We start from the raw sequence: 12171 nt of genomic DNA, 5'->3' as shown, positions 1-12171 counted from the left end.
GCGACTGAGATGCCCTGTTCATCCCTGATGTGCCATCCTCGTGGTATGAGCGCTTTCCCTATGAAGGGGGCGCGGCTCTGAAGGCCCCGACGCCAGCCATGAGCGGTTGCCGCGCGGAGGCGGATGAGGAGCTCGGGTACGCCCACGAGACGACCGGCGGCCCGCGCACGGAGGCGGTGCAGGCGGCTGTGACCGGGCATGTCCTGACGTTCACGGGGACCGCGTTGGTCGCCGTGTACGCGTTCGACGCGGACGGCGGCGAGCTTCGGCTGGCCGAAACCGTCCGTAGCCCCGGCGGTCCGTACGCCCTGCCCGCGAGCTACCCCCTCACCGGACGCTCACCCGTCGCCGACGCCTTCCGCTCCGGCCGCCCGCTGTGGCTGAGCCCCGCGGAACTGGCCGAGTACGGCCCGTCCGCGCCCGGCCACGAGTCCGCCGCCGGCCTCTCGCTGGGGGTGCTGCCCCTGGGCGGGGACGGCAAGGGGCTGGGCGCTCTGGTGGTGGTGGACGAGGCCCCCAACGGGATCGACGCGGACCGCCGCGCCTTCCTCGAGCTCTACGCCCACCATGTCGCCGCGGGCCTGGAGGCGTCCGGACCGCACGCGCCGGGGCGCCCGGAGCAGCGGTCGCTTGCGGGCTCCACCCTGGACCGGCTCCAGGTCGGCGCCTTCGTACTCGAGCTGAGCACCGGGCGGATGACCGCCGACCCCCCCACGCTGGAGCTGTTCGGCATCCCCCTGGAGGACTTCGACGGACGGGTGGAGACCCTCCTCGCGAGCACCGTCCCGGACGATGTGCCCGCCCTCATGTCCATCGTGGAGCCCGGCCGGCTGACCCCCGGCAGCTCACAGCTGGCGTTCCGTATCCGCCGCCCCAACGGCGAGCTGCGCTGGCTGGGGCTGCGCTCCCGGTTCCAGGCCGGGGCGGACGGCACCCCGGAACGGATGCTGGGCGTGGTCGCGGAGGCGTCGTATCTGCGGCCCACCGCCGACGAGGTGTCCATGGTGCAGCGGCTGTCCGCCGCCCTGGCCGGTGCCACCACCATCCGCGACGTGGGCCAGGCCGTGGTCAGCGCGCTCCGCGATCCGCTGCGGGCCCGCCGGGTCGCGGTCGCCGAGCTCCAGGCCGACCAGCTCGTGGTCAGCATCCTCGCCCCCGCCGAACCCACCGCCTGGCCCGAAGTGTGGCGCAGCCAGTGGCGGTCGGAGTTCCCGGACGCGCCCACCCACGCCCTGCCCACCCTGGCCGAGACGATGCGCGCGGGACACGTCAGCTTGTGGCCCCCCGGTGCCGATCTCGAACCCGGCCTCTCCGGCATCGGCCCCGGGGGCCTCGCCGTGCTGCCGCTCCCCGCGAACGGCCGAATCGTCGGCGTCTGCCTGATCGGCTGGGAGGAGCCGCATGAGTTCGGCCCGGAGGAACGCTCCCTGCTGACCGCGACCGCGGGCCTGGTCGGGCAGGCCCTGGTGCGCGCCCACGCGCTGGACGCCGAACACGAGCTGGCCACGATGCTCCAGCGCAGCCTGCTGCCCCGCAAACTGCCGGTGCTGCCCGGCGGGGTGGCCGTCACCCGCTATCTGCCCGCCACCATGGGCCTGGAGGTGGGCGGCGACTGGTACGACGTCATCCCCCTCTCCGACGGCCATGTGGCACTGGTCATCGGGGACGTCCAGGGCCACTCCGCCGCCGCGGCCACCATCATGGGCCAGATGCGCACGGCCATCCGCGCCTACGCCGTGGAGGGCCATCCGCCCGATGTGGTCGTCAGCCACGCCAACCGGCTGCTCGTCGACATGGAGACCGACCTCTTCGCCACCTGCGCCTATGTCGACCTGGACATGGAGGAGGGCGAGGCGTGGTTCGTCCGCGCCGGACATCTCCAGCCGCTGCTGCGCCGCCCGGACGGCGCCACCGAGGAGTTGACCATCGAGGGCGGCCCCCCGCTGGGCGTGGTCGCGGAGGCCGAGTACCCGATGACCGCGATCGGTCTGGCCTCCGGCACCCTGCTGGTCCTGCTCACCGACGGTCTGGTGGAGTCCGCCCAGCTCGATCTGGACGACGGCGTCCAGCAGGTGCGCGAACGGCTGGCCCGCGCCGACCCCTCCGACCCCGGCCGGGTGGCCGATGAACTGCTCGGCAGCGCCGCCCGCCGCCATGACGACGTCGCGCTGCTCCTCATGCGCTACGACGGAATGCGGGTCCGCCCCATCCGCGCCCGCTGGACCGTGTGGCGGCTGCCCGACGCGGTGATGCACGCCCGCCGCTTCGCCGCGCGCACCCTGCGCACCTGGGGGCTGGAGGGCGAACTGGACGTGGTCCTGCTGGTCACCTCCGAGCTGGTCACCAACGCCATGGTGCACACCACGGGCGAAGTGCATCTCAACATCACGCTCACCGCGGACCGGCTGCGGATCGCGGTCAGCGACCACTCGCCCCGTACGCCCACCAAGCCGACCAGCGTGGACTGGGAGGCGACCGGCGGACGCGGGCTGCTGCTGGTCGAGGCGGTGTCGCACTCCTGGGGCTCGGTGCCGCTCAGCGGAGGCAAGCAGGTCTGGAGCGACATCACGCTGTCCTCCCCGAGGGAGAGCGGCCACAGTGCCGCCGGAGGGCAGGAGCGATGACCTCCCTCCCGGGGCGCAACCGGCTGCACACCGCCGTCGCCGTCACGGCCGGACTGGCCCTGGCCATGACCCTCGCCGCCTGCGGCAAGGCTGCCGAGGTGGAGCAGTCCGGCGGCACCGCCCACCGCGGAAGCCTGCGCATCGGCCTGCTGCTCCCGGACAACGAGATCGCCCGCTTCGGGTTCGACAAGTCCCTGATCATGAAGAGGATCAAGGAGCTGTGCCCGAAGTGCACCGTGGACTACGCCACCGCCCAGCACGACGCCCCCACCCAGCAGCAGCAGGTCGACTCCATGATCGCCAACGGGGTCGAGGTGCTGATCCTCGACGCGGTCGACGGCCGCGCCATCCGCTCCTCGGTGCTCAAGGCGCGCCAGGCCAACATCCCGGTCGTCGCCTACGACCGGCTCGCCCAGGGACCCATCTCCGGCTATGTCTCCTTCAACGGCGCGGAGGTGGGCCGCCTCCAGGGCGAGGCGCTGCTGAAGGCCCTGGGGCCGCACCGGCCCGGCCACCGGGACCAGATCGTCATGATGAACGGCTCCTCGACCGACCCCAACTCGGGCTGGTTCAAAGGCGGTTCCCTGGCCGTCCTACGCGGCAAGGTCAAGATCGGCAAGTCCTACGAGACCATCGGCTGGCGGCCGGAGAACGCCAACCTCAACATGAACGGCGCCATCGCGACCCTGGGCGCCGGCAACATCGACGGGGTGCTGTCGGCCAACGACGGCCTCGCCTCGGGCATCATCGCCGCGCTCAAGGCCGCCAAGATCCAGCCGCTGCCCCCGGTCACCGGCCAGGACGCCGAACTCGGCGCCGTCCAGCGCATCGTCGCCCGCGAACAGCTCATGACCGTCTACAAGCCCTTCAAGCCCGAGGCCTACGCCGCCGCCGAGATGGCTGTCGCGCTCGGCCGCGGGAAGTCGCTCGCCCCGATCGCCAAGCAGCGGGTCAACAGCGGATCCAGCAGGTCCATCCCCGCCGTCCTGCTGCATCCGATCTCGGTCAACGTCCACAACGTCAAGATCCTTATCCGGGACGGGATGTACACCACCGACCAGATCTGCACCGAGAAGTACGCGGCCGCCTGCCGGCAGGCCGGACTCATCACCTGACGGGCCCGCGGAGCCCCGGGTGGCGAAGGGAGGAGCAGATGACCGACACATCAGCCCCGCCTCTGCTGGCGCTGCGCGGTGTCTTCAAGCGGTTCGGCGCGGTCCAGGCGCTCGCCGACGTCGACCTGGAGATCCGCGCGGGGCAGGTCATCGCCCTCGTGGGCGACAACGGTGCCGGGAAGTCCACCCTGATCAAGGTGATCGCCGGGGTGGACCCGGCCGACCAGGGCGTCATCGAATGGAAGGGCCACTCCGTCCAGATCAACCGCCCCCATGACGCCCAGCACCTGGGGATCGCCACCGTCTACCAGGACCTCGCGCTCTGCGACAACCTCGACGTCGTCGGCAATCTCTTCCTCGGCCGCGAGGTCCGCCGCTTCGGCGTGCTCAACGAGGTGGAGATGGAACGCCGCACCCTGGAACTGCTGAACACCCTCTCCATCAGCATTCCCGCGGTACGGCGCCCGGTCGCCTCGCTCTCCGGCGGCCAGCGCCAGACCGTCGCCATCTCCCGCTCGATGCTCGGCGAACCCCGGCTGGTGCTGCTGGACGAGCCCACCGCGGCCCTCGGCATCGAGCAGACCGCCCAGGTCCTCGACCTCGTCGATCGGCTGCGCGACCGCGGCCTCGGCATCCTGCTCATCAGCCACAACCTGGGCGACGTCAAGGCCGTCGCGGACTGGGTGGCGGTGCTGCGCCTCGGCCGCAACAACGGGTTCTTCGATGTGACCACCACATCCCAGGAGCAGATCGTCTCCTCCATCACGGGTGCCTCCGACAACGCCGTGACACGCCGCACGGTGCGGGAAGGGGAGTTGTGAACAGAACACGGATCACCTCAGGGGAGTCCGGGGCTCCGCGCAAGGCGGAGGCCGCGGAGGCGGACCAGCGCGGCGCCCGCACCGCCGCCGCCCGCCGCGCGGGCGCCCCCGCCCATGCCGTCAAGCGCGGTGTCGAACTGCTCAAACGCCGCTACCACAGCGGTGAACTGGGCTCCGTCCCCGTCGTCCTCGGCCTCTTCCTCATCTGGGCCGTCTTCCAGACGGTGAACCCGCACTTCCTCTCCCCGCGCAACCTCTCCAACCTCAGCGTGGACATCGTCGGCACCGGCATGATCGCCGTCGGGGTCATCTTCGTGCTGCTGGTCGGTGAGATCGATCTGTCGGTGGCCTCGGTCAGCGGACTGGCCGCCGCCACCTTCGCCGTGCTCAGCGTCAACCAGGGCATGCCCGAACTGCCCGCCCTCATCCTGGCCGTACTCTGTGGAACCGCGGTCGGAGCGGTGCACGGTTTCTTCTTCGCCAAGGTCGGCGTGCACGCGTTCGTGGTCACCCTCGCCGGACTGCTGGGCTGGTACGGCCTGATGCTCTACATCATGGGCACCTACGGCACGATCAACATCGACGACCGGGGCCTGGTCGCCAAGCTGACCAACTTCTACTTCAACGACATCGCCGCCGCGTACGGCCTCGCCGCGCTCGGCGCGGCCGGATACTTCCTCGCCTCCTGGCTGGGCGCCCGACGCCGTCACCGGGCCGGGGTGCCGTACCGCCCCCCGGCAGAGATCGCACTGCGCACGGGCGTCCTGGCCGTCGTCGGCTTCGTCGCCGCCGCCCTGCTCAACCAGTTCCAGGGCCTGCCGCTGGCCCTGCTGATCTTCCTTGTCGTCCTGGTCGGCCTCGACTACGTACTGCGCCGCACCGCCTACGGACGCATGATCTTCGCCCTCGGCGGCGGTGTCGAAGCGGCCCGCCGCGCCGGACTCAATGTGGCCCTGGTGCGGATCTCCGTCTTCATGATGTCGGGGACCATGGCCGCCATCGGCGGTCTCTTCCTGGCCTCCCGCATCAGCTCCGTCAGCCAGACCTCCGTCTCCAACTACCTCCTGATGAACGCCATCGCCGCCGCCGTCATCGGCGGCACCAGCCTCTTCGGCGGCCGTGGCAGCACCTGGTCCGCCCTGCTCGGTGTGCTGGTCATCCAGTCCATCGCCTCGGGCGTCGCCCTCATGGGCATCCAGGCCGCCGTGCAGTTCATGATCACCGGCGGTGTGCTGCTGATCGCCGTGGTCATCGACTCGCTGTCGCGGAGGGCGCAGAAGGCACACGGGCGGGTGTAACGCCGAAGGGGGCGTGCGGTTGATTTCTCCGCAATCACGTGCCTTGACCGAGAGTTGAGAGTCCGCTGCTAGCTTGGCCGACTCCCGGGCCCGTTTGCGGGGCTCGTTGCCGCAGGAGGGGGCACGACATGCGCGATGCCCAGATCATCACCGCGGTCGACAAAGGACACGGCGGAGGCCATCGCAAGTGACGCTGGACGCACGCCGGATGGACCGCCCCAGCCGCAAGGAACTGGGGCGCGTCCTCCTCGAGACGCGTGCGATGACGCCGGACTGGGCCCCGGCCTTCGCGGCTGTGGACCGGGCTGCTTTCCTGCCGGACCTGATGTGGCCGTTCGACATGGACGCGGGCAAGAGCGTCGCCGTGGACCGGGCGGACGACCCGGACGCCTGGTACGCCGCGGCGGACAGCAACGCCCCCATCGTGACGCAGTGGGATGACGGCGAGCACGCCGGCAGCGAGCCGGGAAGGGTATCCACCAGTTCCTCATCCATGCCCTCCGTCGTCTACGCGCTGCTCCAGACGACAGCGGTGGACGAGGGCATGAACGTGCTCGACATCGGCACCGGCACCGGCGAGACGGCCGGAGCCCTGACACACCGGCTCGGCCGCAGGAACGTCACCACGATCGAGGTGGACCCCGCCGTGTCGCTTCGGGCCCGCGAACGGCTCCGCGCGGCCGGGCTGTACCCCACAGTGGTCGTGGGCGACGGGGGCTGGGGGCACCCGGTGAGGGCGCCGTACGACCGCATCCTGGCCACCGTCGGAGTCCGGGAGATTCCCGGGGCATGGCTCGAGCAGACCCGGCGGGGCGGCCTGATCGTCGCCCCGTGGGGCACGCACTACAGCAACGCGGACGCGGTCGCCCGGCTCGTCGTCGGCTCCGGGGAGGCGTCCGGGCACTTCACCCGCCCCGTGGAGTTCATGAAGCTGCGTGCTCAGCGGCTGGCGCTGCCAAGACATGGCGAGTACGTCCCGGCGGAGGGTGTGGCGGGGGCCCACATATCCGCCACGGAGATCACCGAAGCGGAGTTCGTCACCGGGAGGTACACCGCCCTTCCCTTCGCTCTGGGCCTCCGCGTACGGGACTGCGTCCAAGCCGTGGCCGACAAGCGCGACGGAGCCCGCCCGGTGTGGTTCTACGGGCTGAGTGACCGCTCATGGGCGTGCGTGATGTTCCGTGACGGGGAGGAAGAGGCCCGCGTCTGGCAGTCAGGACCCCGCCGCTTGTGGGACGAGGTGGAGGCGGGCCATCGGTGGTGGGTCGGTCGTGACAAGCCGGATCACACCCGCTTCGGCCTGACAGTCACCGCCGGGGGACAGCGTGCCTGGCTGGACGACCCAGCCGATTCCTGGGCCGTCTGAGGTGTTGCCTTCTCCCGGCGGCCGGGTCGGCCGACCCGGCCGGAGTTCGTCCAGGGCTATGGGGACGTGTCCAGGACATATGCCGTTGTGGAAGACTCCCTCGAAGACGAGTGACGGGGGTGGCGGTGAGCAAACGGCCGGTGCGCACGATGCTGCGGGATATGGCGAGTGGTGAGCCAGTACAGGTCACCAGCGCCAATGCGTCGGCAAAGAAGCTCGCCCGACTCGCCGCAATCGCCCAGCAGTTCGGCTACGAGTACGCGGACATCCGGCAGGGCGGTGGGGTACAGGGCAACGGGCTCGTGATGCTGATCGTGCCCGACCTCAGCCCGCAGGCCAGGGAGCGCGCGGCACGGAACCGGGCCCGGTATCCCGACGCGAGCGACGGGGTCGCGCCGATCCCCCTCGATCCCGACGCGGTCGCACTCCTCAAGACCCGCATCGCGTTCGATCTCTCCACCACGTACACCGAGAAGCAGCGCGTGACGATCGGGATTATCGGCCTGACCGTGATGGCCGTGGTGATCGGCTTCAAGGCCGCCGCACACCCCACCGCCCTCCTCGTCATCGGCATCGTCTGGGCCGTGCTGATGGCCCTCATGCCGGTCGCGTTCATCGCCAACCGACGCTACCGGGCCAAGTACGCCGCCCGTCTCGAGGCCGCCGGGTTCACACGGGTGACCGACCAGGGCGGGCGGCCACGGTATGTGCCGCCGGGCGGGCAGCTTCCCGGCCACGGCAATCCGTTCGCCGCCGGAGGCGCGTAGAGACACCCCACTCCCATGCCGCACCAGCGGGGCGTGCGGGATGGGAGCCCACGTCCCGTTGCGGGGGCGCCGCCCGCGCCCGGCGTCAGCGGGTGGCGTAGTCGAGGAAGGCCGACCAGGCCGTGGCGGGTATGCAGAGGTTGGGGCCATTCGGGTCCTTGGAGTCCCGGATGTGGACGGCGGCGGGGGCCGTGGCGACCTCGACGCATTCGCCGCCGCCGGAGTCGCTGTGGCTGGACTTGTGCCAGTTGCCAGCGACCTCGATGCACTCGCCGCCGCTGGAGTCGCTGTAGCTGGACTTGCGCCAGTCGTAGGCGACCTCAAGGCACTGGCCGCCGCCGGAGTCGCTGTAGCTGCTCTTGAACCACATCAAGTCGCTCATAGCTCACCCATCAACTGCTCGATGAAGCTTACGGTTTCCTCTGGCCCGAGAGCCTGCGTCCTGATCATGGCATAGCGGCGGGACAGTTCACCTACTTCGTCGGGCTTGGTGGTGAGGACGCTCTTGCCGTGGCTCTCCATGTAGACCATGGCAGTCTGGTCCTGGGTTTCGAGCACTGTAAATGGCCCTCGCAGCCCGGCATGCTCCGCACGACTCATCGGCATGATCTGGATGGTCACGTGGGGGAGCTCGCCGCGCTCGATCAGGTGCTTGAGCTGTGCGCGCATCACTTCCGAACCGCCGATCTTCCGACGCAATGCGGCCTCCTCCAGCACGGTGTGAACCAGCGCCATCGGCTTCCGATCGAATAGTGCCCTGCGGTCCAATCGAGCTTCGACGAGCTGCTCCACTTCCTCCGCCTCGAACGGCGGGTAGTTGCTCTTGAGCAGCGCGCGGGCGTACTGCTCGGTCTGTAGAAGTCCATCGATGACCTGCGTGCAGTACGACGAGACGCTCACCGCTTCCTGTTCCAGCTGAACGAAACCCTGGAAGTACACCGGGTAGCGCTCAAGCCTCAGGTACTTGATGGCCGACCTCAGTAACCCGCCCGCGTCCAGTGCCTTCTCGGCCGCATCGATGAACTCGTCCGTCGGCGGCTTCGCGCACGTCTCCACCGCACTCACCGCCGACCCCGTATAGCTCATCAGCGCACCCAGCTCGTCCTGCGTCAGGCCCGCCCGTTCGCGCAGAAGCCGCAGCACAGCGGCGAAATACTGCACGGTCGGCGGTGCGGAGTCCTTCTTCTTCGACTGTGACATCTCGGCCCACCCCTCAACGCGGCTCAACATCAATCAACGGGCGTTCGACCGCAGTTGCCGGTCGCCGCCGTCGACGCTCTGTCACTAGTGAAGCTAGCCTCCTGCACCGACAGTGGGTCCATGAACGCGGAAAGTCACAACGTAAACCCACTCCATGGCTGGAACCAGAGGTTTACTCCCGTCCCATCATCTGTCCACCACGCGCGGCACGCGGCCGGAATCGCGCTCTTCGCGTGGGGCGTTGGCGCAGGTCAGGCGGCTGTCGTGCAGCTCATCCTCTCCGAGCTGGCGACCAACGCGGTACGGCATGGCCGTGTACCAGGGCGGTACTTCGAAGTGCGTATCGCATATGACGCAGAAAAATTGGTCGGGCTTGAGGTGTCCGATCCGCGCGAGGGTTTCCCCGTGATCGCGGAGGCCGCGCCGGACGACGAGTCGGGGCGCGGACTCGCGATCGTGGACGCGCTCGCCGAGGCGTGGGGTGTCAGGGAACGGGTCGTCGGCAAGACGGTGTGGGCGCGGCTACGGCTGTAGGTGGCCGGACGGAGCGGCGTCGGCGGGCCGGGGGATGCGCCAGGGCTGAGCCGGGGCCCTCCTCGGGGCGGATCGCTGATGCCATAGGGTCCGCCTCATGCCAGAACAGATGTCCACGCACCAGCGATCCGCGCTCAGCCAGTTGGCGCCGGAAGAGCAACTCCTCACTTTCGGCCTCGTGGTGCCGGCCAAGAGTGCCAAGGGCGTGAAGATGAATTACCACGGGCACGGAAAGCTCGGTGGAAAGCTCGGTGACCACCTTGTGCAATCCGTCGGCGCCGAGTCCGCCGGCGCCGGCACCATCGCGTCGGGTATGCCGGGGACGTCGGGCGGGCTGCTGCTGCGCGTCACTGACCAGCGCGTTGGGCTCGTACGCCCCCTGGACGGCACCCCCGTCTGGGAAATACCCCGCTCCTGGGCCGCCCGCGTGGAACGCCGCCCGCGTCTCCAGCTGATGGCCCGCTTCCGCCTGCACTACGCGGACGGCTCCTGGCTCGCATTCCTGACGATGCGGCGGCGGACGATCGAGACGTTCAAGGACGTCATAGGCGGCTAGAACGGTCAGTTGAGGGTGTTCGGGTCGGTGAGGACCCGGTGTGGGCGCGGCTACGGCTGTAGGTGGCACCGGACGGAGCGGCGTCGGCGGTAGTAGTGCACCGTCAGGATGCCGAGCAACGGACCCCACGCGGCCAGTGGCAGATACGCGACCCAGAAGGCGACGACCTGCCAGCCGTGCGCGACCATCGCATTGGGTTCCCCGGTGATCTTCAGGCCGAGTGCGGACATGACCATCGCGTACGGGAAGACCAATAGCCCCAGCGAGCCGAGGCCCGCCGGAATGACGGCTGCCAGGACCGGCACCCGGCGCCCGCGCAGGCCGGGGATCCAGCGCGGCCACACCTCACCCCACTGGGCGACCAGCCCGACCGCGAGGAACGCCAGCGCCTCGCTGGCGACGCTGAGTCCGATGATGTACCACCACTCCCCGTCGAACGTCTCCGGGGCAGCCGGGGCCCTCGCGTCGTGTTCCAGCAGCGGGGCGTTGAAGTTGACGGCGGCGATGCGCCAGACGCAGGAGGGCAACGCGACCAGGGTGATGGTGTAGGCGGTCCACGCGGCCCAGCGGGGCACGCCCGGCACCGTCCGGCCATGCAACTTCATGAGGATGGTGCGAGTGGTCATGGTCAATTCCCCATGTTCAACGGTGAGATCGGTGCGGAGATCGGGTGCTCTCTCAAGTTCGCAGCCGCACGTGGACTGACACATCGACCGCAGGAAGGACCGGCTCACCCGTGCGGCGGAGGCGGCCCGGAAAATACGTCGAACACAGGGCCGGTCTTTGAGAGGGTCGTGCGCGACTCGTATCCGCCGCCAGAGGAACCGCCCGTGCGCCGCTCTGTCACACTGATCCGCTCCGCGTCCCTGTCCGACGTCGCCGAGTACGCCTATGCGGCCACGGCCCCGGCCGAATCGCGGCTGATCTTCCTCGCCGGAGCCTGCCCGTTGAACGAGGACGGCTCCACGGCGGCGATCGGGGACGTCGCGGGGCAGGCGGCCAAGGCGGTGGAGAACATGAAGACAGTGCTGGCGGAGGCCGGTGCGTCGCTGGAGGACATCATCAGCACCCGTGTCCTCGTCGCCTCCTCCCGCCGGGAGGACCTGGTGGCGGCATGGGAGGTGTACCGGGACGCACTCGGTGACCACGACGTGCCCAGCACGCTGATGGGGGTCACCGTGCTCGGCTACAACGACCAGCTGGTGGAGATCGAGGCGGTCGCGGCCGTGGTGGATTCCTGACATGCAGGACCGGTGCGTAGGGGCGAGGACCTTGGTGAATCTGACGTTACGGGTGGACGCGACGCCGTCCGCCGCTGCGCTCCTTCTGCGCCCTTGGCGCGATGACGACGTCGAACCGCTGGTCAGGGCCTATCGCGATCCCACGTTGCGTCGGCGGACGCGACACCACGTCCAGAGCGTCGAGGACGCGATGGAGCGGCTTGAGCTTCGGAGGCGTGGTTGGGAGACGGGCGAACTGCTGAGTTTTGCCGTACAGGAGGAACAATCCGGCACGGGTGGAGGCCGGTTGGCCGGCGAGGTGGTCATGAAGCGCACCGGTCCGAGCCACGAATCCGCCGAGGTGGGCTACTGGACGGCGGCGCATGCCCGTGGCCGGGGCGTGGCCCCTCGTGCTCTCGACGCCCTCACCATTTGGGCCTTCGACGCCTTCGCGGCCGAAGGTCTGCGACGTCTCGAACTGCTTCACCAGGTGGACAACTTCGCGTCGTGCCGGGTCGCGCAGAAGGCCGGATACCGGTTCCACGAGGTCCTTCCTGCCCGGCCACCCTTCCCCAGGGACGGTCACCTGCATATACGACGGGCCGACGCTCCGGCCTGATGCGGAACGATGTTGCTGGGGTCGCAGAATCGATCAGGAGCAGTGCCGCGC

At 69.6% G+C, this 12171-nt stretch carries 13 protein-coding genes; 10 read left to right on the top strand and 3 right to left on the bottom strand.

Going from position 1 to position 12171, the window contains the following annotated elements:
- Nucleotides 1–98 precede the first annotated feature (98 nt).
- From AC4BEG_RS06620 to AC4BEG_RS06595, 6 genes are all read left to right on the top strand, one after another.
- Entirely contained in the window at nucleotides 99–2624 is a 2526-nt protein-coding gene (locus AC4BEG_RS06620; protein ID WP_490704970.1) for a SpoIIE family protein phosphatase, read from the top strand.
- The gene (locus AC4BEG_RS06615; protein ID WP_490704969.1) at nucleotides 2621–3739 is read left to right on the top strand and encodes a substrate-binding domain-containing protein; all 1119 of its coding nucleotides are present in this window, start codon (nucleotides 2621–2623) and stop codon (nucleotides 3737–3739) included. Before AC4BEG_RS06620 ends, AC4BEG_RS06615 begins: the two co-directional genes overlap by 4 nt.
- A 38-nt stretch (nucleotides 3740–3777) precedes the next feature.
- Nucleotides 3778–4560 carry an ATP-binding cassette domain-containing protein gene (locus AC4BEG_RS06610; protein ID WP_490704968.1) on the top strand — a complete coding sequence of 261 codons (783 nt, stop codon included), beginning with the start codon at nucleotides 3778–3780 and terminating at the stop codon, nucleotides 4558–4560.
- A complete protein-coding gene (locus tag AC4BEG_RS06605; RefSeq protein WP_490704967.1) occupies nucleotides 4557–5858 on the top strand; it encodes a sugar ABC transporter permease in 1302 nt (433 codons plus the stop codon). Before AC4BEG_RS06610 ends, AC4BEG_RS06605 begins: the two co-directional genes overlap by 4 nt.
- A gap of 208 nt (nucleotides 5859–6066) precedes the next feature.
- Nucleotides 6067–7224 carry a methyltransferase domain-containing protein gene (locus tag AC4BEG_RS06600; RefSeq protein WP_490706999.1) on the top strand — a complete coding sequence of 386 codons (1158 nt, stop codon included), beginning with the start codon at nucleotides 6067–6069 and terminating at the stop codon, nucleotides 7222–7224.
- A 140-nt stretch (nucleotides 7225–7364) separates the two neighbouring features.
- Nucleotides 7365–7991: a hypothetical protein gene (locus AC4BEG_RS06595; RefSeq protein ID WP_490704966.1), complete on the top strand. Its 627-nt coding sequence runs from the start codon at nucleotides 7365–7367 to the stop codon at nucleotides 7989–7991.
- An 85-nt stretch (nucleotides 7992–8076) separates the two neighbouring features.
- Here the strand turns inward: AC4BEG_RS06595 and AC4BEG_RS06590 are convergent, their stop codons facing one another.
- The gene (locus AC4BEG_RS06590) at nucleotides 8077–8373 is read right to left on the bottom strand and encodes a DUF397 domain-containing protein (RefSeq protein WP_490704965.1); all 297 of its coding nucleotides are present in this window, start codon (nucleotides 8371–8373) and stop codon (nucleotides 8077–8079) included.
- On the bottom strand, nucleotides 8370–9191 hold the full coding sequence (locus AC4BEG_RS06585; RefSeq protein WP_490704964.1) for a helix-turn-helix domain-containing protein: 822 nt from the start codon (nucleotides 9189–9191) through the stop codon (nucleotides 8370–8372). Before AC4BEG_RS06585 ends, AC4BEG_RS06590 begins: the two co-directional genes overlap by 4 nt.
- 120 nt (nucleotides 9192–9311) lie before the next feature.
- On the opposite strand from AC4BEG_RS06585, the gene AC4BEG_RS06580 reads away from it, so the two are divergent.
- Both AC4BEG_RS06580 and AC4BEG_RS06575 read left to right on the top strand, forming a co-directional pair.
- Nucleotides 9312–9725 carry an ATP-binding protein gene (locus tag AC4BEG_RS06580; protein WP_490704963.1) on the top strand — a complete coding sequence of 138 codons (414 nt, stop codon included), beginning with the start codon at nucleotides 9312–9314 and terminating at the stop codon, nucleotides 9723–9725.
- A 97-nt stretch (nucleotides 9726–9822) separates the two neighbouring features.
- Nucleotides 9823–10281, top strand: a complete 459-nt coding sequence (locus AC4BEG_RS06575; RefSeq protein WP_490704962.1) for a hypothetical protein — start codon at nucleotides 9823–9825, stop codon at nucleotides 10279–10281.
- Nucleotides 10282–10331: 50 nt separating this feature from the next.
- Here the strand turns inward: AC4BEG_RS06575 and AC4BEG_RS06570 are convergent, their stop codons facing one another.
- Nucleotides 10332–10907 (bottom strand): hypothetical protein, encoded by a 576-nt coding sequence (locus tag AC4BEG_RS06570; RefSeq protein WP_490704961.1) that lies wholly within the window; start codon nucleotides 10905–10907, stop codon nucleotides 10332–10334.
- 204 nt (nucleotides 10908–11111) lie between these two features.
- Between AC4BEG_RS06570 and AC4BEG_RS06565 the strand changes: the two genes are divergently transcribed.
- A complete protein-coding gene (locus AC4BEG_RS06565; RefSeq protein WP_490704960.1) occupies nucleotides 11112–11522 on the top strand; it encodes a RidA family protein in 411 nt (136 codons plus the stop codon).
- Between the two features lie 34 nt (nucleotides 11523–11556).
- A complete protein-coding gene (locus AC4BEG_RS06560; protein WP_490706998.1) occupies nucleotides 11557–12120 on the top strand; it encodes a GNAT family N-acetyltransferase in 564 nt (187 codons plus the stop codon).
- Nucleotides 12121–12171 lie beyond the last annotated feature (51 nt).

The sequence above is a fragment of the Streptomyces sp. JLBJ103 genome, from assembly GCF_058215575.1.
The sequence above is the reverse complement of the archived record's forward strand: the minus strand, read 5'-3'. Positions and strand labels throughout refer to the sequence as shown.